Raw genomic sequence first — 23,644 nt, 5'->3', positions numbered from 1 at the left:
ATCGGCCCGCATCGCGGACCCCGAACGTTGACCATGGCGGCAGGCCACCCTAGGGTCGCGTTTACATCGCGCACTCCCGATCGAAGGGCACCTGTGAACAAGACCGTGTCGCTGCTCGCCGCGACGGTTCTGGTGGCTCTCGCCCTGGCTCCCGCCGCCGGCGCCGTTGCCGCCACCGAGGGCACCGACGGCGCGACGACCTGGTCGATCCAGCCGGCGGGGGCCGACGGCGCGGACGCGCGGGTCTCGCTGCGGCACACCATCGATCCCGGCTCGAGCGCACAGGACTCCGTGACGGTGACGAACTTCAGTGAACAGCCGGCCGCGTTCAACGTCTATGCGAGCGACGGGATCATCTCGGACAGCGGCGACTTCGATCTGCTTCCCCCCGGCGAAACGCCCGTCGACGGCGGGTCATGGGTCAGCGTCGAGCCCGTCGAGGGCTCCACCCCGCGCGCCGAAGGCGGACAGGTCATCGCGCTGGATGCCGGAGCCGCCGTGACCCTTCCCGTCACCATCGCGGTCCCGGCGGATGCCTCCCCGGGCGACCACCCTGCCGGCATCGTCGCCGAGCTCGTGCAGGAAGTCGGCGACGCCGTGCAGATGACAAGCAGGGTCGGCGTGCGCGTGCACCTGCGCGTCGCGGGCGATGTCGTTGCGGCGATCACCCCCGAGGAGGTGACGGCGGCGTGGCAGCCCTCGTGGAATCCCTTCGCCCCCGGCGTGGTGCAGGTCGGATACGCGCTCGTGAACGACGGCAACGTCAGACTCGGCGCCTCGACGGTCGTCGACGTCGCGGGATCCTTCGGGCTCGGCGCCGCCAGCGCGACGGCGGAGACCCGCGAGATCCTGCCTGGCCGCCGCGCGGTGTCGAGCGTGGAACTGACGGGCTGGCCGCTCGTGTTCGGATGGGGCGAGGTCACCGTCACCCCCCTGGTGGTGGGCGAGGACGACATCGCCGCTCCCACCGAGACGGCATCCACGACCTTCACCGTCTGGACGATCCCCTGGGCGCAGCTCGCCCTCCTCGCGCTGCTCGTGGTCGCGTTCTTCGTGATCCGCCGCCAGCGGCGCCGATCGCGCGCGCTGATGCAGGCGCGCATCGACGCCGCCGTGGCCGAGGCCGTGGCATCCGCTCCCGCTTCCGCATCCGGATCCAGCCCCGCCGAACCGGAGGAGGCTGCAGGCCCCACGACCGCCGGCGCAGCGCGCGGCGGCGCCGCAGACTGACGGAGTCGGCGCGCGACAGCAGGCCGCGCGCGGCCGTCCGGTGGAATCGCGGATGGCCCACCGACGGCACGCGAAAGGGGGGTGGATGCCGTCGGGCCGGCTTCCACCCCCCTTTGCGTGTCCCGGTGTCAGTCCACCGGGAACAGCGACACCGTGAGGGTGCCGCGGTAGGTGCCCGGCGCCGTGCCGACGGGCACGTCGAGCACGAGGCCGGCGCTGAGCTGCGTCGACCCGTACCGACCGTCCGCCGTGGCTGCGGCCAGGCGCTGCGCGGTGGCCAGACCCGGCCCGTTGCTCAGCACCGTCGGGACCCATGCGCCGGCGGTGACGCCGGGGCGCGGGGTGAGCACCTTGGGCGTCCAGCCGAGGTGGTCGGCCGTCAGCGTGCGCTCACCGGAGACGAGGGAGGTCGACTGGCCGGAGGTCGACCACCCGCCGTCGCTCGCCTGCTCGTCGTTGCGGGAGTCGGTGACGGTGATCGTCGGCAGCGAGCCGGTGAAACGCAGCCGGTCGCCGGCGTTCTGCGCGGAGTCCAGCTTCACCCCGTCCCCGTAATCGGCCACCGTGAGCGACAGGCTCCCGGGCTCCGAGGCCTCGGGCACGGTGGCTTCGATCGGGATGCCGTCGCCGTCGGCCGCATCGCGGTCGTACCAGCCCTGCGGGTCGGACACCGCCCACATCGCCAGCTTCTCCGACCAGTCGCCGTTCAGCAGCAGCGGGTTGTGCGTCGCACGCCAGCTGCGCTGGTCGTTCAGGCCCCAGAAGGTGACCCGGTCGATGGCGTCGGCGTACTTCGTGTAGACGGAGAAGTACTCCGCGAACCGCTGCGCCTGGATCTCTTCGAGCTCGGCGCGATGCGAGATCTTGTCGACCCAGTAGGTGAACTCGCCACGCGAGATGCGGTCGCGCACCTCCGGGTCGTTCAGGTCCCGGTAGTTCGCCGCGTTCGAGGTCTCGGGCTCGGCGTTCCACGCCTCCCAGACCATGAGGTCCAGCTCACTGATGGCGACCTTGAGGCCGGCATCGATGATCTGCTGGATCGTCGCCTCGACCGACGCGGCGTTCGAGCAGGCGCCCGCCTGCCACGACTCGGCGTCCTCGTCGACGAGCCCGCCCAGCTGTGTGCGGTCCCCGCACGCGAAGGCCGGGGTCTGGTTGATGTAGTTGTGCGACTGCATGCCGATCGTCTCGATGAGCGGCCGCGGGTCCTCGGGGTACTCGGCGGCGTACCGGGCGTTGAGGTCTTTGGCCATCGTGACGGCCGCGCGGCCCTTGCCCGCCGACTGGAACATGTTGAAGTCGTTGTACTGCAGGTTGACCTCGGGGCCGTACTGGCGCGCGAACACGAACGCGTCGTAGATGAAGTCGCCGGCGCTCTCCCCCGCGTCGACGTCGGCACCCTCGGAGTACACCGTGTACCAGTTCGACTGTCCGCCGTTCGGGCCCCCGCGCAGGAAGTCCTCCCAGTTCTGCGTCTCGGGGTCGAAGGATTCCAGCCCGTCGACGAAGGCCTCGTTGACGACGTCCCAGGTCGGCACGCGGCCGCTGAAGTGCGTGAGCACCTCTTGGATGTAGCGACGCATGTTCTCGCGGGCGAGCTCGCGCGTCCCGCCGGTCGTGCCGGAGTTCAGTTTGGGCGGCGACTGGCCGTGCCACACCAGCACGTGCCCGTGCACGGTGGAGCCGCGGGCGATGGTCTCGTCGACGAACCGGTCGGCCTCACCCCAGTTGAACGTGAACGCCCCGGTGGTGTCGTCGATGTTGGCGTTGGGAAGCAGCGACTCGGGCTTCATGGCGTTCTCGGCCGTCATCACCTCGAAGTCGCGCTCGATCCGCTCCGACGCCGGCGAGCCCGCCTCGTAGGTCTGCGGTCCCGACCAGATGTTGCCCATCTGGAACAGCCCGTCGTAGACCTCCTTCAGGGGGCGCGCCTGCGGCCGGAACGACGTGTCGATGACGACGTCGGATGCCGGCATGGTGAACGAGTCCAGGCGCGCTCGGAGCCAGTCCAGCTGCTCCGAGGTCCAGCCGCCCCAGACGTTGCCGGCTGCCGGCATGGCGTCCAGCTGCACGGTCTCGCCCGCAGCGTAGGTGCCGGCGCCGGTGGTCTGCCCCTCCCCCGTCACGCGGATCTCCACGTCATACGTCTCGGCGGCCTGAGCCGGAACAGCCAGCCCGGTCAGGGCCAGCGCCAGCGCGGCCGCCGCGGCGACCCCGCCCGCTGGGCGCCGCAGGCTGCGGCGGTCGGTTCCGGCGCGAGCGCGGCGGAATGGTGGATATTGCATCGTGCGACCTCTTCCTTGAGTCCCGATGAGCGGGGTGTCACCCCCCGCGAGGTCGTCCGAACGTAACCACGGGCTCGCGCCTCGTCAAACGTTTTCGACACCGTCGAGCGCCCCGTTGACGCGGTTCCCTGGCGGGCGTAGCCTCTCGTGTCCTTACTCGCCCGCAGCGACGAACGACACCGTGACGTCGGCCGTCATCACCACGGCGTTGACAGCGCGAACGCCGCGAAGAGCACCGCCACGTGTGCCAGCACGACGTCGGTGGTGAACGTGACGACCGGCACCGCGAGAACGAGGTGCGACAGCGCCCCGAAGGTCACCAGCGGGCGGGCGGCGGCGAGCCGCGATGCCGACGGCCGCATCTCGCCGCTGTACTACTGCCACGCGTCCCCGGGAGATGTGGCCGTGTTCGAAAACCCGGGCGGGGTTTCGTAACGGTTCGATAACGCCCTGCCGCGCCGTCACGGGATGCGGATATGTTCGGCCGCACCACAAATCGATGCGCAAAGGAGCGCCCCGTGTCGCGACGTCCTCTTCGGTCCACTATCGGTGCAGCCGTGGCGGCCGCCCTGGTGTTCACCCCGCTCCTCCCCGCCGCTTCCGCCACGGCCGCACCGACGGTGGTGTTCGCCAGTGACTTCGAGTCCGGAGCCGTCGCGCCCTGGACGGGCCGCGGCAGCGCCATGCTCGCCGTGAGCGACGATGCCCGCAGCGGCGCCCAGGCGCTCAGCGTCACCGGGCGCACCGAGGGCTGGCACGGGCCGCAGGCGCCCGCCGCGAGCGTCTTCACGGCGGGCACCGTCGCCTACACCGTCTCGGCGTGGGTCAAGCTCGTCGACGGGCAGCCGGCCGCCGACCTCAACCTGGGCGTGCAGCAGCCGAACGTGACGCAGGCACCCGACTGGAACGAATACCCCTGGGTGGGCGGCCGCGTCACCGCGACCGACGCCGAGTGGGTCGAGCTGACCGGCACGTACACCCCGACGGAGGGGAACCCCCCGGCGGCGCTGTACATCGAGTCCGCCTCGGCGGACGTGCAGTTCCTCGTCGACGACGTCGTGGTTACCGCGGCCGCGCCCGACGACGGCTCCGCGGTGGCGCCGGGCGGTGCGGTGAACCCGACCACGACCCCCGTCACGCGCGCCGAAGGCACCGGCAACGTCTCGGCGCTGACCTTCGACGACGGCCCCAACGGCGCGACGACCGCGGCACTCCTGGACTACCTGCGCGACAACGACCTCCCCGCGGTCTTCTGCGTCATCGGTCAGAACATCCAGCAGCCCGGCGGCGCCGAGCTCGTGCGCCGCATGGTCGCCGAGGGCCACACCCTGTGCAACCACACCACGAGCTATGCCGACATGGGCAGCTGGAGCGCTGCCGCCATCCGCACCGACCTCGAGGAGAACCTGCGCATCATCCGCGCTGTGCTGGGCGACCCGGCAGCGCCCGTGCCCTACTTCCGTGCCCCCAACGGCAGCTGGGGCGCGACCCCGGGCGTCGCCGTCGCGCTCGGCATGCAGCCCCTCGGCGTCGTCAACACGATCAACGACTGGTCGGAGACCAACGCGGCCGTCCTCACCGAGAACCTGCGCGCGGCGATGAAGCCGGGCGAGCTCGTGCTCGTGCACGACGGCGGCGGGAACCGCGAACCGTCGCTGCAGGCCGTCACCACCGTCGTCGACGAGCGCCTCGCGGCGGGCTGGACCTTCGCCCTTCCCGCCGCCGCCCCCGCCGCGCCCCCGGCCGGCACCCTGATCGCGGCCGACTTCGAGGACGAGGACCTCTCCGGATGGACGCCTCGCGCCGGCTCCGGCGCCTCCGCGCCGACGGTCGCCGTCGTCGCGGGCGGCGCGGCAGACACCGCATACGCCGCCCAGGTCTCGGACCGCACCCACGAGGGCGACGGCATGCAGATCGATGTGACGGACGTGCTGCAGGCCGGCGCCACCTACGCCTTCGAGGCGCAGATGCGCTTCGCCCCTGGCGGCGACCCCGGCCAGGGCCTGTCGGTGTCGATGCGCACCGTCAACGGCGCCGACACGACGTACACCAACCTGATCCAGGCCGAAACGGTGACCGCGACCGGGTGGACCACCGTCGCCGGCCAGTTCACCGTGCCGGCATACGACACCGCCGCCGAGCTGTACGTCGAGGCCCGCTACAACAGCGGCAACACCTCGAGCTTCCTCGTGGACGAGATCACGGTGACCGCCCCGCAGCCGAGCGCCGTCGACACGTCGCTCACGCCTCTGAAGGACACCGTCGACTTCCCCGTCGGCGTCGCGATCGACTCCCGCGAGACCACCGGCGACGCCGCCACCCTGCTGACCCACCACTTCTCGCAGATCACCGGCGAGAACCACATGAAGGTCGAGGCCTGGTACGACGACGAGCAGAACGTCGGGCGTCACCCGCAGGCCACGGCGCTGCTGGACTTCGCCGTCGCGAACGACCTGCGCCTGTACGGTCACGTGCTGCTCTGGCACTCGCAGACCCCGGACTGGTTCTTCCAGCAGGACGGGCGCGATCTCACCTCGTCCGAGGCCGACAAGCAGGTGCTGCGCGAGCGGCTGGCCACGCACATCGACGCAATCGCGCGCTCGATCGCCGATGACTACGGCCTGTTCGGTTCGGCGACGAACCCGCTCGTCGCGTGGGACGTCGTCAACGAGGTCGTGGCCGACCAGGAGACTCCGGACGGCCTGCGCACGAGCCGCTGGCACGACGTGCTGGGCGAGGAGTACATCCACCTCGCGTTCGAGCTCGCCGACGAGGCGTTCAACGAGACCTACGCCGCCCCCGGCACCGACCGCCCGGTGAAGCTCTTCATCAACGACTACAACACCGAGCAGGACCGCAAGGGCGCCCAGTACGAGGCGCTGGTGCGGCGCATGGTGGATGCCGGCACGCCCCTGGACGGCGTCGGGCACCAGTTCCACGTCTCGCTGAACACCACGGTCGCGTCCATGGAGGCCGCTCTCGCGCGCTTCTCGGGGATGGGGCTCCTGCAGGAGGTCACCGAGCTCGACGTCACCGTGAACCCGGCGACCGAGGCCAACCTCGTGCGGCAGGGGCACTTCTACCGCGACGCGTTCGGGCTGTTCCGCGACTATCACGCCGCCGCACCCGCCGACGAGAAGCTCTTCGCGGTGACGGTCTGGGGTCTGACCGATGACCGCTCGTGGCGCTCCGAGCAGATGCCGCTGCTGTTCGACGCGCAGCTGCAGGCCAAGCCCGCCTACTACGGCGCGATCGGCGACGACGAAGGCCTGCCCGGGCTCATCACCAACGCGAACGTCTTCGCCGGTGACGTGCCGCTCGCCGACGGCTTCGAAGACGCGGCCGAGTGGCGGAACCTCCCCGAGAACCCTCTCACCGGCGACGCCGGTGGATTCCAGACCCGATGGAGCGACGACCACCTGACGGTCCTCGTGCGCAGCACGGTCGCACCCGAGCGGGTGGAGTTCACCTACCGCGGTGAGGAGTCGGCCTACACGCCGGGTGCCGCGTCGGGCCCGGCCGGACGCACGGTCGAGGTCGACGGCATCCACTACACCGTTGTGCATCTTCCGCACAGCGGGGTGACGGTCAACTCGACCGCGGCGTTCGACGTGCGCGTCGTCGCCGACGGCGGCGTCGCGGGCGGGTGGAACTCCCCCGGCTCCACCGGCCAGCTGACGTTCTTCGGCCCGCTCGCGACCCTGCAGGTTCCCGAACTGCCCGCCCCGGTGGTGAACGCGCAGATCGACGACGTGTGGCAGCGCGCGGCGGCGGCGACGACGGCGACGACCGTGGAGGGCAGCCCCGACGGCGCGACCGCCGAGGTGCGCACCCTCTGGAACGGCAACACGCTCTACGCCCTCTTCGAGGTGACCGACCCGGCACGGGACGCCACCAACAGCGACCCGTGGAACCGCGACGGCGTGGAGCTGTTCCTCGACCTCGGCAACAACAAGAACGGCACGTACGGGCCCAACGACACGCAGATCCGCATCACCGCGGACAACCAGCTGTCGTTCGGCTCCGGCAACGCCGCCGGCCAGCTCGCACGGGTGACCGCCAGCGCCACAGCCGACACCGAGACCGGCTACATCGTCGAGGTCGCCATCAACCTCGTCGGGCAGTCGGGCGGGCAGAGCGATGTGCCGCTCGGCGGGCTCGGCACGTTCCACGGCATCGACTTCCAGGTCAACGACGGCCGCGCCGGTTCCCGGTACGCCGTGCACACGTGGGCCGAGCCGACCGGCACGGGGTACCAGAACACCGCCCGCTGGGGCGTCGCCGAGCTGGTCGCGGCTCCGACCGACCCGATCGACCCCGGCACCGACCCCGGCGAGCCCGGCACCGACCCCGGCACCGACCCCGGCACGGGCACGGACTGGGCGACCATCGACGTCCCGACGTCGGTCACCCAGGGCGGAACCCTGCCGGTGACGGTCTCGGGCCTGACCCCGGGCCAGCGGATCTCGGCGACGCTGTTCAGCGACCCGATCGTGATCACCGGCATTCCGGCAGCGGATGCCGCGGGACGGACGTCGTTCTCGGTGGCGATCCCGCGGAACCTGGCGCTCGGCGAGCACACCCTGGTGATCGAGTCGGCGGGACTTCAGCCCCTCTCGACGTCGGTGCTGGTGGTGGCGCCGCGCCTGGGTGACACGGGCGCCGAGGTGCCGTGGGGCATCGCCCTCGCGGTGGCCTTGGGCCTCGTCCTTGCCGGACTCGTCGCGATCCGCCGGCCCCGTCGCGGCCCCGCCCGGGCCTGAACCCGACGCGGGCCCTCGAGGAGCTTCCTCGGGGGCCCCGCGTCGTTTTCGGGTACGCCGCAACAAAAGCCGGCGCGCGTGGCGCCGTCACCTAGGGTGGTGCCGTGACCGACTCCCACACACCCGGCGACGGCGTGCGGCAGCGCAACCTGTCCCGCCTCCTGCGCCTCGTGCATCAGGGCGGCCCGCTCTCCCGTGCGACCCTCACCGAGGCGACCGGACTCAACCGCTCCACCATCGCCGACCTCGTGTCCGAACTCGCCCGCCGCGAGCTCGTGGTCGAGCAGGCACCCGCCGCCGCCGGACGGGTGGGCCGGCCCTCACCCGTCGTGGCGGCATCCGCCGACATCGTGGCGATCGCCGCGAACCCCGAAGTCGACGCGCTCGAGATCGCCGCCATCGGCCTGGACCGGAGCGTCCGCCTGCGGGAGCGCATCGACCTCGACCACCTCGCGACTCCGGAAGAGATCGCGGACCTGCTCGCCGAGCGCATCGCCCGCTGGCGTGGTGACACCCTGGCATCCGCCCGGACCGTCGCCGTCGGGCTCGCCGTGCCCGGTCTCGTCCGCACCCTCGACGGACTCGTGCGCACCGCACCGCACCTCGGGTGGACCGACGCGCCCGTGCGAGACCTGGTGTCCCAGGCCACGGGGCTCCCCACCGCCGTCGGCAATGACGCCTCGCTGGGCGTCATCGCCGAGCACCTCTTCGGCGCCGGCCGCGGGGTGGACGACCTCGTCTACCTCAACGGCGGCGCGAGCGGCATCGGCGGCGGTCTGATCGTGCAGGGGATGGCCGTGGGCGGCGCGGGCGGCTACGCCGGTGAGTTCGGGCAGAACCGCCCCGGCATCGCCACCGTCACCGATCGCCGCGCCGGCGCGGGCGTGCTCGAAGACGAGGTCAGCCGTGCGCGGCTGCTCGCGGTGGCGGGCCTCGCCTCGGCCGATGAGCCGACACTCGCGGCGGTGCTCCACACCAGCACCTCGCCGTCGGTGACCGAGGAGGTGGCGCGTCAGCGCCGCATCCTTTCGACGGCGCTGGCGAACGCGGTCAACGTGCTGAACCCGTCGGTGGTCGTGCTCGGCGGCTTCCTCGCCACCCTCGCGGGACCGGATCTCGACGGGCTGCTGCAGGCAGTGCGTGCGCAGGCGATGCCGGCGTGCGCGGAGGATCTGGAGATCCGCCCCGCCCTGCTGGCCGAGGACCGCCTGCTCGTCGGGGCGGCGGAGGCGGCGTTCGACGGCCTGCTGCGCGACCCCACGACGCTCGCCTAACCCCGCCCCTCGAGCGCCTCGCGCCGCCAGACCCCCGGACGGTCGAACGCCCCGTAGCGCACCTCCACGCCGTCGGTTCCGACGGTCGCCGTGCACAGCAGCAGCGAGAGCGTGGCGTACCCGAACGGGCGGTTGTCGCGGATGATGGCGCGGTCGTCCTGCGGCGCGAGGGCCGCCGACTCGTCGAGCACCGCGAGCCACCCGTCGAACCCGCCCGTCGGCGGCCCGGCCGCACGGAAGTGATCGAGCCAGGCGTCGACGCGGGCGGTCGTGCGGTCGTCGACGTCATCGTGGGCGACCATGTGGATGCCGGGCGCAAGCGGCTGCTCGCGTCGCACCAGGCCGTCCCACGACACGACGCGCACTCCCTCGGGGTCGACCTCGACGAGGTTGAACCCGCGCGTGGTCGGCACCGCTTCGGGTGGGTGTCCCCCGATCGACTCGAGCACCAGGGTGCCGCGGGTCGTCACCTCGTCGTCGGTGCGGTCTGACCGGTCCTCGCGATTGAGCACGACGGCCAGCCGTCGGCGCTGCGGATCGGCCGCGAGCCATGCGCCGCCGGCGCGGCGATCCCTCACCCCGATCGCGCCCGGGTGCGATGCCGGCCACCACGGTCCGGGGCGGTCCCATGCCCTCGCCGGATCCTCATCGCGCACGGCGATCAGCCGCACCGGTTCGTCTGACGTCTCGGGTACCGCGACGATCACCGTGCACATCCGTGTGTCTCCCTTCGCCGCCCCGCGTGCCGCGCACGTGCAACAATCGAGCCGTGTTCGTCGTGGTCGGAGTGACCGGTGGCATCGCCGCCTACAAGTCGGTGCATCTCGTGCGTCTCCTGGTCCTGGACGGTCACGACGTCCATGTGCTCCCCACCGACGCCGCGCTGCGCTTCGTCGGCCGTCCCACGTGGGAGGCCCTCAGCCGCAACCCCGTGACGACCTCGCTGCACGACAACGTGGCTCAGGTGCGCCACGTCGCGCTCGGTCAGCGCGCCGACCTGATCATCATCGCACCCGCCACGGCCCACACGCTCGCGAAGATGGCGGCGGGCCTCGCCGATGATCTGCTGGGCACCACCCTGCTCGTCACCCGGGCGCCGGTCGTGGTCGCCCCGGCAATGCACACCGAGATGTGGCAGCACCCCGCGACGCGGCACAGCATCGCGGTGCTCCGGGAGCGCGGGGTGCATGTCGTGGGCCCCGGTTCGGGCGCGCTGACGGGAACGGACGCGGGCGAGGGACGCATGAGTGAGCCGGACGAGATCTTCGCGTCCGCAATGGCCGTGCTGCAGGCGCATGCCGACCTCGCCGGGCTGCGGGTCGTCGTCAGTGCCGGGGGCACGCGCGAGCCGCTGGACCCCGTGCGCTTCCTCGGTAACCGCTCGAGCGGGCGGCAGGGCGTCGAACTGGCGTTGGCGGCCGTGGCGCGCGGCGCCGACGTGACTCTGGTGACCGCGCACGTCGACGGCGACGCGCTGTCGCCGGCATCCGCCGACCCTCGCATCCGCATCCGCGCGGTCGGTACGGCGCGCGAGCTGCAGCACGCCATGGACGACGAGTCCGAAGGCGCCGATGTGCTGGTGATGGCGGCGGCGGTGGCCGATTACCGTCCGTCCCAGGTCGCGACCGCCAAGCTCACGAAGGAAGACGGCGACGGCACGCTGACGCTGCGGCTGGTCGAGAACCCCGACGTCGTCGCCGGCCTTGCGGCACGCCGCCGCGAGGGGCAGACCGTGGTGGCGTTCGCCGCCGAGACCGGGTCCGACGCCGCCGAGCGGCTCGAACGTGCGCGCCGCAAACGGGAGCGCAAGGGCGCCGACCTCCTGGTACTCAACGAAGTGGGCTGGGAGCAGGGTTTCGAGGCGACTTCCAACGCCGTGGTGATCGTCGGCGAGAACGGCGACATCGTCGGTGAGGCCGCGGGGACCAAGCGCATGACGGCGGACGCGGTGTGGGATGCGGTGGTGGCCCTGCGCCGAGACCCCGGTTCGCAACCCGGTTAGCGGTCCCGCGGGCGGCGGCGCACCCGCGGAAGCAATTCGCCGTCGACCACGTCGAACTCGGGAAGGTCGGCGAACAGCGCTTCAGCGCTGGCCTGCGTCTCGGCCGGGCTCGGCTCGTCTGCGGGATCGCGCATGGGGGACACCTCCTCGGTCACTCCACCATGCCCCGCGACAGGATCACCGCGTGCGGTCTTGACAAACAGCGGCACGTGCCTGACGCATCCGCGTTGGGTACTCTGGCGCCGTGGGCACCATGTTCTACGGCGGCGAGATGACGCCGATCCGCATCGATGACCGCGCGCTGGCGCACCTGAAGGTGGTCATCGCGACCAAGCTGCGACGTGGCGAGAGCTTCACCGTGTCGTGGCGCCACGCCGCCGACGAGCCGCCCGGCCGCAGCACCATCTGGGTGCACCCGTCGATCCCGTTGCGCTTCGTCTTCGACGATCCGGAGCCCGCGGTCCTGAGCCGCGCCTGGGTGGAGGAACTGGCCAACTCCGCGAACTCGTCCGGCGGAATCATGCTCGTTCCGGAGCAACTCGACACGAGTCCGGCCGCGCCCGGGGCGACGCCGCAGCGCTGAGCCGTCAGCCCTCTTCGACCAGCGAATCCTCGCGCGGCTCGGGCACCACACTGAGACCGCTGGGGCCGCTGGCTGCCTGCATGAGGGCCTCCACCCACGCGCGGTTGATGCGCGGGGAGCGGCTGCCGTGGAAGAGGAACTGCAAGGGCACCGCGGGGTGGATCCAGAAGCTGCGGCGGTCGCTGCCGGTTCCTGCGTCGACGTCGAACATGAACGGCTCGCCACGGCGCAGCTTGTTCATGAACACGATCCGCAGGTGCGCGAGGGTGCGGTCCTCAACCTCCACCGAGTTGCTGACCGTGTCGTAGATGAATCGCCCCATGCGGTCAGCGTACCGGCCCGATCACCGGCTCCGGGACCGTGTCGTCCAGGGCGACGGACAGCCCGCCGGACGAGTTCGCCGCCGTGGCGAGATCGCGGATGACGTCGGGGTTGAGTACCTCGGGGTCGTCGGAATCGAAGACGAAGCGGAGCGGAATCGAGGGCTCCAGCCAGATCGTGCTGCGTCCGCCGCGTTCCTCGGGGGCGTGCTGCCACGACAGGGTGAAGCTCTCACCACGCCTCAGCTTCGTCGCGATGACGACTTTCAGGTGAGCGAGAAGACGGTCGGGAATCTCCACGCGTGCCGCGTTCATGCCGTAATACAGGTCACCCATGGTGTGCCTCGTCCCCCGTTTTGCTTGAACGCCAGATTACTAGGTTGTCTAGCGAAATGGCGAGCGTATCAGGCAGGGACGTCGCCGAGCATCTCACGCGCGCCGTCCTCCACCGCGGTGGGGATGACGAGCGGCCTGCCCGCGCAGAACGCGTCCCATTCCCGCACGAGCAGCGCCTCGATGCGGGCCGTGGCGACCCCCGGGAACTCGGCAGCCAGGCGAGAGGCGGCGGCGGCGAACGACACCACGGCGATACCGTCGACCTGCAGCAGGGCGCCGTCGGTGGGAGCGGATCCAGCCTCGTTCACCAGCCCATGGTTTCACGCCGGGCCGGAGCAGTCGAATATCAATTCGACGGGTAACTCCGCTGCCGAGTTACTAGTCGGAATCGGCCTATTCCTGCGGTTCCACCTGGTCCACGGCGTCCTGCAGCCGAGCGAGGCACTCGATGACGGTGCGACTCTCGTCGGGCGTCATGTCGCGCACGGCATCCATCATGCGCGCGTGCATCGTGCCGAGCGTTTCGCGCACTTCCTGGTCGGATTTCTCGGTGGCGATGACGTGGATGCTGCGGCGGTCCGTCGGGTGAGGACGACGCACGATGTGACCGGACTTCTCGAGACGGTCGATGATCGCCGTCGTCGACGCGGTGGACACCGCGAGGTAGCGCGCCAGTTCAGACGGGGAGACGCGGCGGTCCTCGGCCTGGGCCTTCAGCAGGTAGCGCAGCACGAGCAGCTCGTTCTCGCCCATCGACATGGCCTCGCGAGTGCGCCGGCGCATCGCCAGTTCGGCGGCTCGGTAGACGCGGAAGGCCTGCAGCACCTCCACGGCACGACGCTGACGGTCGTCGTCGCCGTCGCGGTACCAGTAGTGAGCCGTCGCGGCATCGGGGTTGGGCACGTCGGAATCTTATTGCACGGGTTCCCGGCGGGGAATCGACGGCCCCCGCGGCCGTGGCCTCCTCCCCAGCGCCTAGATTGGAGTCCGGCCCGCTGCCGCGCCTCCTGTCCTCTGTCGAAAGGCTCCCTCCGTGGCCAATCTCCTCTTCCGGCTGGGTCGCTTCAGCGCTCGACGCGCCTGGACCGTCATCGTGGGCTGGCTTGTCGTCCTCGGCCTCGCCGGCGGGGCCTTCCTCGCCTTCGGCGGCTCGCTGGCATCCAGCTTCGGCATTCCCGGCACCGAGACCGAACGCGTCAACGACCAGCTCTCCGACACCTTCCCCGACCTGACCGGCGCGAGCGCGACGGCGGTGTTCACCGCCATCGACGGCGCGGAACTGACCGGCGAGCAGCAGCGAGAGGTGTCGGCGCTGCTGCAGGAGGTCGCCGACATCGAGGGCGTCGCCGCCGTCACCGACCCCTTCGAGGTCGAGGCGGAGCGCGCGACGCAGGCCGAGCAGCTCGAGACCGGCCGCGACCAGCTGCAGGACGGCATGGCCGCGCTCGACGCCGCCCAGGCGCAGCTGACGGCCGGTCAGCAGCAGCTGGATGCCGCCATCGCGCAGGCCCAGGCGGCGGGCTTCTACGACATGGCCGCCGCGCAGTTCGACCAGCAGCAGGCGCAGCTGGACGCCGCCGCCGCAGAGATCGAGGCGGGCCGCACCCAGATCGCGGAGCAGACGCAGCAGCTCGACGAGGGCGCGGCCCTCATGAGCCTCGCCGATGAGATCCGAGTCGTCTCCGCCGACGGCGCGACCGCGCTCGCGGCGATCCAGTTCGACCAGACGATGTTCGACCTGCCCGAGTCGACGAAGGGTGAGGTCGCCGACCTGCTCGACGGCGCCGACATCCCCGGCGTCGAGGTGGACTACTCCTCGACGATCGCCGCGACGACCGAAGGGCTCATCGGGGTCGGCGAGATCGTGGGCGTCGCCATCGCGGGCCTCGTGCTCCTCATCATGATGCGGGCTCTGCTCCCGGCCGTCACGCCGCTCATCAGCTCCGTCGTGGGCGTGGGCGTCGGCGTCGCCGGTTCCCTCGCCTTCTCGGACGTGGTCGAGATGGCATCGGTCACGCCCATCCTGGGTGTCATGCTCGGCCTCGCCGTGGGCATCGACTATTCGCTGTTCATCATGAACCGGCATCGCCGGCAGATGCTGGCGGGCATGTCCGTTCCGGAGTCGGTGGGGCTGGCCAACGGCACCGCGGGCAACGCCGTGGTGTTCGCCGGGTCGACCGTGATCGTGGCGCTGGCGGCGCTGCTGGTCACCGGCATCCCGTTCCTCGGCGTCATGGGCATCGTCGGCGCAGTGTGCGTGCTCATCGCGGTGCTCGTCTCGGTCACCCTGACCCCCGCGCTCCTCGGTCTCATCGGCATGCGGGTGCTGACCCGCAAGGCGCGTGCGACCGTGGGGCACCCCGACCACACCAGCCCCGAGATCACGCCCATGCGCACCTCCCGCGCGGTCGGGGCCGCGGCGCTCGCCGTCATCGCGCTCCTCATCGTGGCGATCCCGGCGCTGTCGATGCGCCTGGGACTGCCCGACGGCTCCAGCGAGGCCACCGACACCCCGCAGTACCGCGCGTACACGACGGTGGCGGAGGAGTTCGGCGCGGGACAGAACGGCCCCCTCCTCGTCGTGGCCGAGACCCCGGAACCGGTCGCGGAGGCTGATGAGGTCGCGACGCAGGTGAAGCTCGGAACGATCCTCGCCGACCAGGACGACGTGGTGGCGGTGGCCCCGGTCGCCGTCTCGGACGACGGGCGGGTGTTCGCGTTCCAGGTCATCCCCGCCGAAGGCCCCAACAGCGAGAGCACAGAAGAGCTCGTGCACGAGCTGCGCGACATGTCGCCCGTGGACGGCGGGGTCACCCTCGGCGTTGCGGGCCAGGCCTCGGGCAACATCGACGTCTCGCAGAAGCTCGCCGACGCGCTGCCGGTCTACCTCGCCGTCGTCGTTGGCCTGTCCCTCCTCATCATGATCCTCGTCTTCCGCTCGCTGCTGGTGCCGCTCATCGCCACGGCGGGGTACGTCCTGTCGCTGTTCGCGGCGCTGGGCGCGGTCACCGCGATCTACCAGTGGGGCTGGCTGGCGGACCTCTTCGGCGTGCACGACCCTGGCCCCGTGCTGAGCTTCGCGCCGATCATCATCATGGGCGTGCTGTTCGGGCTCGCCATGGACTACCAGCTCTTCCTGGTGTCCGGCATGCGCGAGGCCTACGTGCACGGACTGCCGGCACGCGCCGCCGTCGTGGCCGGGGTGCGCGGCGGCAGGGCGGTGGTCACCGCGGCGGCCATCATCATGATCGCCGTGTTCGGCGGCTTCGTCTTCAGCCACCTCGGCATGGTGCGCCCCCTCGGCTTCGGCCTCGCGATCGGCGTGCTGTTCGACGCCTTCGTCGTGCGCATGATGCTCGTCCCCGCACTCATGCACCTGTGCGGGAACGCCGCCTGGTGGCTGCCGAAGTGGCTCGACCGCATCATGCCCGACGTCGATGTGGAGGGCGCGGCGCTCGAGCGCGAGCACCCCGTCCACGGCGTCGCGGCGCCCGAGCCGGCGCAGCGGTAGCGTCTCGGGCGCCGCGGCGCCACCGGTCGAAACGGCACGCCACCCGAACGATACTGTCGGGATGGATGCCGTGAACGATGCCGTCCTCGCCGCCGGCGATTCCCTCTGGACCTGGGCGGTGCTCCCCATCCTCGCGGTGCTCGGGGTGTACTTCACCGTGCGCTCCGGGGTCGTGCAGCTGCGCCTCATCCCGGAGATGTTCCGCACCCTCGGGGATCGCACGCCCCGCTCCGAGGACGGCACCCCGCAGTCGGTGTCGGCGTTCCAGGCGTTCACTCTCTCCGCGGCATCCCGCGTGGGTGTCGGCAACATCGCCGGCGTCGGCACCGCCATCGCCATCGGCGGTCCCGGTGCGGTGTTCTGGATGTGGACGATGGCGTTCATCGGCGGCGCGTCGAGCTTCGTCGAGTCCACCCTCGGCCAGCTGTTCAAGGTGCGCGACGCCGACGGCTTCCGTGGCGGCCCCGCGTACTACATGCAGTACGGGCTCAAGGCGCGGTGGATGGGGATCGTCTTCGCCGTGATCCTCATCGTCTGCTTCCCGTTCGCCTTCAGCTCGCTGCAGGCCAACACCATCAGCGCGACCGTGTCGTCGAGCTTCGGCGGCGACGTCTCGTGGGTGCCGTGGGTGGTCGGCGCGGCACTGGCGGCCCTCACCGGCCTCGTGGTGTTCGGAGGTCTCCGCCGCATCGCCCACGTCACCCAGGCCGTGGTGCCCGCGATGGCGCTGGCCTACCTGCTGCTGGGTCTGGTCGTGGTCGCCTTCAACATCGAACGGCTCCCCGAGGTCTTCGTGTCGATCTACGCCCAGGCGTTCGGCTTCAACGAGGTGGTCGGCGCGACGCTCGGCGTCATCATCATGAACGGCGTCAAGCGCGGGATGTTCTCCAACGAGGCCGGACTCGGCTCGGTGCCGAACGCCAGCGCGACCGCGGCCGTGACGCACCCTGTCAAGCAGGGCCTGGTGCAGACGCTGGGCGTCTACTTCGACACGCTGCTGGTGTGCTCCATCACGGCTTTCATCATCCTCGTCTCGACGCCCGACCTCGAAGGCGCCGAGCGGGGCATCGGGCTGACCCAGGATGCCATCGTGGGGACCCTCGGCCCCTGGTCGAACGCGATCCTCAGCATCATCATCTTCCTGCTGGCGTTCAGCTCGATCCTCGGGAACTACTACTACGGCGAGTCGAACATCGAGTTCATCTCACCGAAGCGGCGCTTCCTGCAGACGTACCGCGCACTGGTGGTGCTCGTGGTGTTCCTCGGATCCATCGCCTCGGCCGACCTCATCTGGAACACCGCCGACGGCATCATGGGCATCATGGCGCTGGTGAACCTCGTGGCGATCGCCCTGCTGTCGGGGCTCGCGTTCCGGCTGCTGCGCGACTACACCCAGCAGCGCCGCGCGGGCCGGGACCCGGTCTTCACGCGCGATCGCCTTCCTGGCGTCACCGGCATCTCGTGCTGGGAGGACGAGCACACCGTCACCGGGGTGATCCCCGTGGTCACGGGCGACAGGCACCCGCACCGCTGATTCAGCCGGGGCCGTACCGGCGCGCGATGTCGGGCGAATCCAGCCATCCGGAGTAGGTCGGCGACTGCGGCCATCCCGGAGGAGAATCCTGCCACTCCTCCTGGCGCCCCCAGGGCAGGATGTCGATCAGGGGGAAGATGTGACTGAGCTGCTCCGTCCCCCGTCCGTCGGTGTGCCACGTGCGGTAGACCGTGTCGCCGTCGCGGAGGAACACGTTCACCGCGAACCCGCCGCCGGCAGGCGCGCCGACATCGGCGCCGAAGTCGCTTCCCGCCGTGGAGTACCAGTCCATGCGGTTGCCGACCGTCTCGCGATACGCCAGCGCCTCGCCGATCTCCCCCTGCGTGACGATCACGAACCGGGCGTCGTACGGCTCGAGAAAGCCCAGCCGCGTGTACTGCGACGTGTGACCGGTGCAGCCGCCGCACTGCCACGCCGCACCGTCGCGCCACATGTGGTGGTAGGTGATCAGCTGGCTGCGCCCCCCGAACACATCCACCAGGCGCACGGGTCCCTCGGCGCCGACGAGGGTGTAGTCCGGCATCTCGACCATCGGCAGCCGACGCCGCTGCGCCGCGATGGCGTCGAGCTCGCGCGTGGCCGCCTTCTCCCGCACCCGCAGCGCCGCCAGCTGCCGCTCCCATGCCTCGCTGTCGGCGACCGGCGGCAGGCCCGGTCGCTGGGTCATCGCTTCACTGCTCATGTCCCCTCCCCAAAGTGTACGGTGTGCACATGTTATGTTGACAGCGTACACATCGAGCAAGGAGCGTCAAGGGATGCCAGTGGCATCGTCCCCCGATACCGCGCGAGCGGCGTACCACCACGGCGACCTGCGCAACGCGCTGCTCGACGCGGGCCTCGAACTAACGCGGGGAGGCGGCCCCGATGCCGTGACCGTCCGGGAGGTCGCGCGCCGAGCAGGCGTCGTGCCGACGGCGGTATACCGCCACTTCGCCGACCGCGACGCCCTGGTGGCCGCCCTCGCCCAGCGGGTGCAGCAGCAGGTCGCCGAGCGCATGCGTGAGACGGCCTCACCCGACGAGCATTCCGCGGGACGCGCGGGGTCGGCTCGGGGGCGCCTCCGCGCCGTCGGCCTGGGGTACATCGGCTTCGCCCTGGCGGAGCCGGGCTGGTTCGCACTCGCCTTCGGCAGCGCGAGAGCACTCCCCGACGCGGTCGACCCCGCCGCGCTTCCGGCGCCGCTGGCGATGCTGGTCGGTGCGCTGGACGACCTCGTCACCGAGGGTGCGCTGCCTGCCCGGAGTCGTCCGGGCGCCGAATGGCCCTGCTGGTCGACGGTTCACGGGTTCGCCCTTCTCGCCCTGCACGGCCCGCTGCGCGCCCTCTCACGCGACGCGCTGTGGACAGCGGCGGAGCGGGCGGTCGACACCGTCATCGACGGACTGCTGGTCCCGGCGGGCTGAGCGCGGCGCTTTCCACCCTGCCGGACTCCCCACGATCACGGCAGGGTGGTCGCAGCCCCCCCAGGCATCAGACGAGGCGACACTGCCTCGTCGTTCTGATGTGCCTTCATCCTGCCCGCCCGGCATCTGCCACAATCGGGTGCGGCGCACCTGGTTTTGTGCGCAGAGCAATGGTGCTCACCTCGGAAGGGATGCCGATGACGGCTTGGCGACGTGTGCGCACTCCGCTGCGCGAGGCGGAGGTGCTCGCGCAGGCCGCCGAGTGCAGCCGGCACCGACGCGGGCTGCTGGTGCTGAGCGCACCCGGTGATGGTGCGACGCGTTTCGCCTCGGACGTCGCCACGCGGCTGCGCATCGCGGGCCACCACGTCGTGCGCAGGGACGACCTCGATCGCACCGACGCCGACAGGCCTCTCGCCACCCCGCCCGACGCCATCCTGATCGCGTCGGCCCGCGTGGGAGCCCCCGTGCACCCCGACATCCAGCGCGCCGTCGCCGCGCGCACCCGCACGGTCACGGTGGCGGCGCTCACGCGCGCCGAGACGGCCGACGTCGTGCGGCGGGCGATCGACAGCCCGCCGTCGGCCCGTCTCGTCGAGGCACTCTGGCGCAGCGGGCACGGAAACCTCACCGCCACGAAGATCGCCTACGACGAGTTCCACCGCCGCGGCTGGGTGGCCGTCACCCACGGTCACGCGCACCTGACCGTGCCGGTGAGGCAGGCGCTCGAAGCCGTGGTCGCGAACCCCGACCGGTGGGCGGAGCCCGACGATCAGGCGGTGCTGACGGCGCTCGCGATCGAGCCGCGGCTGACACTGAGCGACATGATCGGCCTGCACGGCGCCGCCGCGTCGCAGCGCCTGCTCGATCGCGGCCTGATGCGCGTGCGACGGGACGCCGACGGCGACGGACCGCTGAGCGTGCATCCGCCGCTGGTGGCCGATGTGCTGCGCACGCGGTGCGTCACCCCGCGGCTCGGCGACGAGCTGCAGGCGATGGCGGCTCTGGCGGATGCCGCGGGCCGGCTGCCCACCCTCACCTGGTGGTCGCTCTCCCACGGGCAGCCGGTGGCGACCGAGGCCGCGGTCAGAGCCGCCCGCCTCGCGTACTCGGTGCACGACTACGCGACCGGCGCGAAGGTCGTCAGCGCCGCGCTGCAGCGTGACGCGGACCTGCCTCCGAGGCTCCGCGCGGCGCTGCTGCTGACCCAGGGGCAGTGCCTGCGCATGCTGGAGCGCCTCGGCGAGGCGGACGCGGTCCTGTCCGAGGCATCCGCTCTCGTGACCGGCACCGCAGCGTCGGCGGAAAGCGTCGACACCGCCCTGGCGGGAGAGATCGCGGCGGCGCGCGCCGACCTCGCCCATTACCAGGACCGCTCCCCCGACCGTGCCCTCGCGCTGCTGTCGGAGGCGGAGGAGATCGCCGCGCGAGCGGGTGACGAGGCGCAGCGTTGTCTGCTCGCCGCTCTCGCGGTTCTGCACCTGTCGTACGCCGGCCGCTTCCGCGAGGCGGTCGCCCGACGTCTGGCGCTGCCGCACGATCCCCCCGGTGTGCTGGTGCGGCGCATCGACGCGCTGCAGGCGGTGGCGCTGGACGCCCTGGGCCGCGGCGACGAGGCGGTCGTCATGATCGGTCGACTGGATCGCCGGGCCGAGAGCGCCCCTGTCGGCGAGTGGGCCACCGAGGAGCACCTCTCCGCGCGCTTCGTGGTCGTGCTGCACTGCGAGGGGGTCACCGCCCTCGCGCGCGAACTCCCCCGTTTCGCCGCCGTCGACGGCGACGACCGCATCCGCATCGACCACGGCATGCGCTGCCTCGCCGACGCCGAGCTCGCCCTGGAGGTCGGCGACGTCTCAGCGGCGCTGGCGGCCGCTGAAGACGCCCGCAACACGATCGAGCGCGATGGGCCCGAGGACTATCTGGCCCGCGCCCTGTCCCTGTGTGCGCTGGCGCTGGCGTACCAGGGGCGTGACGCGGAAGCCCGCACGCACCTGGCGCGCCTCGAAGCGCTGCCCGGGGCGACGAACGCCGCCGTCGGGCCCGACATCCGGGCGGCGGTCGCCGGGACGCTGACGACGCTGGGCGACAGCGCCGCCGCACTCGCGGTCTGCCGTGGGCTGGTCGCGGAGGGCCTCGTCGGAGCCGCGGCGCGCGGCGCGATGGCCGGCGTCCTGCGTCGGAACGCGCAGCTGTGCGCGTTCGCGGCCGACCTGCCGATCACCGGCGCCGTACCGCTGCTGATGCAGAGCCTCGCACGCACCGTGCTCGCCCCCTCGGCACGCGAGGCGCTGCGCATCGGCCGCGACGCCGCCGCGGCCGGCCAGTTCGCCCTCGCCCACGCCGCCGGCTCGCTCGCTCGCGACCAGGGCGCGCCGGGATCCGCCGCGCACGGCGAGGCGACCCGGCTCATGTCCGCGGCTGCGGGGTATATGCGGGGATCGGCCGCCGAGCTGCAACCGCCCGTCGCGTCACTGACCCGCCGCGAGAGTCAGGTCGCCGAACTCATGTCCCGGGGACTGAGCAACGCCGAGATCGCCCAGAGCCTGCAGCTGTCCAAGCGCACCGTCGAGGGGCATATCAACCGCCTCTATCACAAGACGACCCCCGGGGGCGGGGCGGCGTTCACACCCTGAACTATGCGGCGAGGGCGCGCCGGTGGATCTGCGAGGTCAGCGACACTCCGTTCAGGTCGAGGTAGACCTGTCCCTCGGTGACCGACAGCGTGGCGGTGTTGCGCCGTGCGATCAGGGCGGCGGCCGCGTCGACGAACCCGGGGTCGAAGCTGTGCAGATCGATCGACTCGGGCCGGTGGATGGGCTTGCCCGCCCACAGCGCCAGCAGCTTCTCGGGATCGCGGTGGGTGTACACCGCGGTGCGATCGGCCAGTTTGCTGCCATAGTGCAGGCGCGCGGCATCCGGAGATCCCACCTCGATCCAGGCCGTGATGCGTCCGGTCAGGTCGCGCACGAGCACGGCGGGCTCGTCGGTGGCCGAGATGCCCTCACTGAACGCGATGCCCTCCTCATACTCGAGGCAGTACGCCAGCAGCCGCGTGACCATGAAGGCGTCGGTCTCGGACGGATGGCGGGCGACCCGCAGCATCAGCTCGTCGTAGACGCCGCGGTCGACGTCGGCCAACTGCACCGTGAAGGTGTGGATCACTGCGCCGATGGCCATAGGGATCGAGCCTACGCGGCGCAGGGCACCGCTGCTGTCAGAGCCGCTCGATGATGGTGGCGTTGGCCATGCCCCCGCCCTCGCACATCGTCTGCAGCCCGTAGCGACCACCGGTCGCCTCGAGGTGGGCGAGCATCGTGCCGAGCAGCCGCGTGCCGGAGGACCCCAGCGCGTGCCCGAGGGCGATGGCGCCGCCCCACGGGTTGAGCCTCGCCGGGTCCGCCCCCGTCTCGGCCGCCCAGGCGAGCGGGACCGATGCGAACGCCTCGTTGACCTCGTACACGTCGAGGTCGTCGATGCCGAGGCCGCTGCGCTCGAGGATGCGGGCGGTCGCCGGGATGGGGCCCGTCAACATCATGAGCGGGTCGTCACCCACGACGGCGAAGGAGTGGAACCGCGCGCGGGGGGTGAGGCCGAGGGCCGCCGCCTTCTGCTCGCTCATGATGAGGGCGGCCGAGGCGCCGTCGGTGAGGGGCGAGGAGTTTCCCGGGGTGATCTTCCACTCCACGTCGGGGAAGCGCGCCGCGTAGGCCTCGGTGCGGAACGCAGGCGACAGGCCCGCCAGCGCCTCGACGGTGGTGCCCGCACGCACGGTCTCGTCGGCGGCGAGGTCTCCGATCGGGAGCAGCTGCGACGCGAACCGGCCTTCGACCGCGGCGCGCGCGGCGCGCTCGTGGGATGCCGCGGCGAACCGGTCGAGCTCGTCGCGGCTGAGGCTCCACTTCGCGGCGATGAGTTCCGCCGACACCCCCTGGTTCACCAGGCCCTCGGGGTAGCGCGCGTGCAGGCGGGGAGAGAAGGGGGACCCGCCCGCCGCCGCGGCGCCCAGCGGCACGCGGCTCATGGACTCGACCCCGCCGGCGATGACGATGTCGTACGCGCCGGCGATGACCCCCTGCGCCGCGAAGTGGGCAGCCTGCTGGCTCGACCCGCACTGGCGGTCGACGGTGGATGCCGGCACGGTCTCGTCGAAGCCCGCCGCCAGCACGGCCTGGCGCGCGACGTTGCCCGACTGCTCGCCGACCTGGCTGACGCAGCCCAGCAGCACATCGTCGATCTGCCGGGACTCCAGCCCGTTGCGCTCGAGCAGCGCCGCGAGCACACCGGCGGCGAGGTCGACGGGGTGAACCCCGCTCAGCGCACCACCGGGCTTCCCGCGCCCCGACGGTGTGCGCACCACGTCCACGATCACGGCGGTCGCCATT

20 protein-coding genes are annotated in these 23,644 nt (G+C 71.6%); 9 read left to right on the top strand and 11 right to left on the bottom strand.

Annotated elements, in window-relative coordinates:
- Nucleotides 1-93: 93 nt before the first annotated feature.
- Nucleotides 94-1,230 carry a DUF916 domain-containing protein gene (locus QNO14_RS01505; RefSeq protein WP_257506889.1) on the top strand — a complete coding sequence of 379 codons (1,137 nt, stop codon included), beginning with the start codon at nucleotides 94-96 and terminating at the stop codon, nucleotides 1,228-1,230.
- Between the two features lie 128 nt (nucleotides 1,231-1,358).
- Here QNO14_RS01505 and QNO14_RS01500 read toward each other — a convergent pair whose 3' ends face one another.
- Nucleotides 1,359-3,515, bottom strand: a complete 2,157-nt coding sequence (locus QNO14_RS01500) for an endo-1,4-beta-xylanase (protein WP_257506890.1) — start codon at nucleotides 3,513-3,515, stop codon at nucleotides 1,359-1,361.
- A 197-nt stretch (nucleotides 3,516-3,712) separates the two neighbouring features.
- Complete coding sequence (locus QNO14_RS01495; RefSeq protein WP_257506891.1) at nucleotides 3,713-3,877, bottom strand: hypothetical protein; 165 nt, start codon at nucleotides 3,875-3,877, stop codon at nucleotides 3,713-3,715.
- 156 nt (nucleotides 3,878-4,033) lie between these two features.
- Here QNO14_RS01495 and QNO14_RS01490 point away from each other — a divergent pair, with 156 nt between their 5' ends.
- Together QNO14_RS01490 and QNO14_RS01485 are read left to right on the top strand one after the other, a co-directional pair.
- Nucleotides 4,034-8,278 carry an endo-1,4-beta-xylanase gene (locus tag QNO14_RS01490; protein WP_257506892.1) on the top strand — a complete coding sequence of 1,415 codons (4,245 nt, stop codon included), beginning with the start codon at nucleotides 4,034-4,036 and terminating at the stop codon, nucleotides 8,276-8,278.
- A gap of 104 nt (nucleotides 8,279-8,382) precedes the next feature.
- Entirely contained in the window at nucleotides 8,383-9,552 is a 1,170-nt protein-coding gene (locus tag QNO14_RS01485; RefSeq protein WP_257506893.1) for an ROK family transcriptional regulator, read from the top strand.
- On the opposite strand, the gene QNO14_RS01480 is transcribed toward QNO14_RS01485, so the two are convergent.
- On the bottom strand, nucleotides 9,549-10,268 hold the full coding sequence (locus QNO14_RS01480; RefSeq protein WP_257495728.1) for an NRDE family protein: 720 nt from the start codon (nucleotides 10,266-10,268) through the stop codon (nucleotides 9,549-9,551). The two genes, QNO14_RS01485 and QNO14_RS01480, sit on opposite strands and share 4 nt — an antisense overlap.
- Nucleotides 10,269-10,321: 53 nt before the next feature.
- Here QNO14_RS01480 and coaBC point away from each other — a divergent pair, with 53 nt between their 5' ends.
- Nucleotides 10,322-11,554 (top strand): bifunctional phosphopantothenoylcysteine decarboxylase/phosphopantothenate--cysteine ligase CoaBC, encoded by a 1,233-nt coding sequence (gene coaBC / locus QNO14_RS01475; protein ID WP_257506894.1) that lies wholly within the window; start codon nucleotides 10,322-10,324, stop codon nucleotides 11,552-11,554.
- Here the strand turns inward: coaBC and QNO14_RS01470 are convergent.
- Nucleotides 11,551-11,688 (bottom strand): hypothetical protein, encoded by a 138-nt coding sequence (locus tag QNO14_RS01470; protein ID WP_257495726.1) that lies wholly within the window; start codon nucleotides 11,686-11,688, stop codon nucleotides 11,551-11,553. The two genes, coaBC and QNO14_RS01470, sit on opposite strands and share 4 nt — an antisense overlap.
- A gap of 110 nt (nucleotides 11,689-11,798) precedes the next feature.
- Here QNO14_RS01470 and QNO14_RS01465 point away from each other — a divergent pair, with 110 nt between their 5' ends.
- Nucleotides 11,799-12,137, top strand: a complete 339-nt coding sequence (locus QNO14_RS01465; protein ID WP_257495725.1) for a DUF7882 family protein — start codon at nucleotides 11,799-11,801, stop codon at nucleotides 12,135-12,137.
- Between the two features lie 4 nt (nucleotides 12,138-12,141).
- On the opposite strand, the gene QNO14_RS01460 is transcribed toward QNO14_RS01465, so the two are convergent.
- From QNO14_RS01460 to QNO14_RS01445, 4 genes are all read right to left on the bottom strand, one after another.
- Nucleotides 12,142-12,459: a DUF7882 family protein gene (locus QNO14_RS01460; protein ID WP_257495724.1), complete on the bottom strand. Its 318-nt coding sequence runs from the start codon at nucleotides 12,457-12,459 to the stop codon at nucleotides 12,142-12,144.
- A gap of 4 nt (nucleotides 12,460-12,463) precedes the next feature.
- Nucleotides 12,464-12,793, bottom strand: coding sequence for a DUF7882 family protein (locus tag QNO14_RS01455; RefSeq protein WP_257495723.1), 330 nt, complete (start codon nucleotides 12,791-12,793; stop codon nucleotides 12,464-12,466).
- Nucleotides 12,794-12,861: 68 nt separating this feature from the next.
- Nucleotides 12,862-13,101, bottom strand: coding sequence for a hypothetical protein (locus QNO14_RS01450; protein ID WP_257495722.1), 240 nt, complete (start codon nucleotides 13,099-13,101; stop codon nucleotides 12,862-12,864).
- A gap of 85 nt (nucleotides 13,102-13,186) precedes the next feature.
- On the bottom strand, nucleotides 13,187-13,696 hold the full coding sequence (locus QNO14_RS01445; protein WP_257495721.1) for a MarR family winged helix-turn-helix transcriptional regulator: 510 nt from the start codon (nucleotides 13,694-13,696) through the stop codon (nucleotides 13,187-13,189).
- Nucleotides 13,697-13,826: 130 nt separating this feature from the next.
- Here QNO14_RS01445 and QNO14_RS01440 point away from each other — a divergent pair, with 130 nt between their 5' ends.
- A complete protein-coding gene (locus QNO14_RS01440; RefSeq protein ID WP_257506895.1) occupies nucleotides 13,827-16,304 on the top strand; it encodes an MMPL family transporter in 2,478 nt (825 codons plus the stop codon).
- 61 nt (nucleotides 16,305-16,365) lie between these two features.
- Entirely contained in the window at nucleotides 16,366-17,838 is a 1,473-nt protein-coding gene (locus QNO14_RS01435; protein WP_257495719.1) for an alanine/glycine:cation symporter family protein, read from the top strand.
- A 1-nt stretch (nucleotide 17,839) separates the two neighbouring features.
- Here the strand turns inward: QNO14_RS01435 and QNO14_RS01430 are convergent, their stop codons facing one another.
- On the bottom strand, nucleotides 17,840-18,541 hold the full coding sequence (locus tag QNO14_RS01430; RefSeq protein ID WP_257495718.1) for a DUF899 domain-containing protein: 702 nt from the start codon (nucleotides 18,539-18,541) through the stop codon (nucleotides 17,840-17,842).
- A 73-nt stretch (nucleotides 18,542-18,614) separates the two neighbouring features.
- Between QNO14_RS01430 and QNO14_RS01425 the strand changes: the two genes are divergently transcribed.
- Nucleotides 18,615-19,262 carry a TetR/AcrR family transcriptional regulator gene (locus QNO14_RS01425; RefSeq protein ID WP_257506896.1) on the top strand — a complete coding sequence of 216 codons (648 nt, stop codon included), beginning with the start codon at nucleotides 18,615-18,617 and terminating at the stop codon, nucleotides 19,260-19,262.
- Nucleotides 19,263-19,459: 197 nt separating this feature from the next.
- Nucleotides 19,460-21,895 (top strand): LuxR family transcriptional regulator, encoded by a 2,436-nt coding sequence (locus QNO14_RS01420; protein WP_257506897.1) that lies wholly within the window; start codon nucleotides 19,460-19,462, stop codon nucleotides 21,893-21,895.
- Between the two features lies 1 nt (nucleotide 21,896).
- Here the strand turns inward: QNO14_RS01420 and QNO14_RS01415 are convergent, their stop codons facing one another.
- Both QNO14_RS01415 and QNO14_RS01410 read right to left on the bottom strand, forming a co-directional pair.
- Complete coding sequence (locus QNO14_RS01415) at nucleotides 21,897-22,439, bottom strand: YaeQ family protein (protein ID WP_257495715.1); 543 nt, start codon at nucleotides 22,437-22,439, stop codon at nucleotides 21,897-21,899.
- A gap of 37 nt (nucleotides 22,440-22,476) precedes the next feature.
- Nucleotides 22,477-23,643, bottom strand: a complete 1,167-nt coding sequence (locus QNO14_RS01410; protein WP_257495714.1) for a thiolase family protein — start codon at nucleotides 23,641-23,643, stop codon at nucleotides 22,477-22,479.
- Nucleotide 23,644 lies beyond the last annotated feature (1 nt).

Source organism: Microbacterium sp. zg-Y625 (assembly GCF_030246925.1).
Lineage (GTDB): Bacteria > Actinomycetota > Actinomycetes > Actinomycetales > Microbacteriaceae > Microbacterium > Microbacterium jiangjiandongii.
This window is presented reverse-complemented; position numbering and strand designations above follow the sequence as displayed.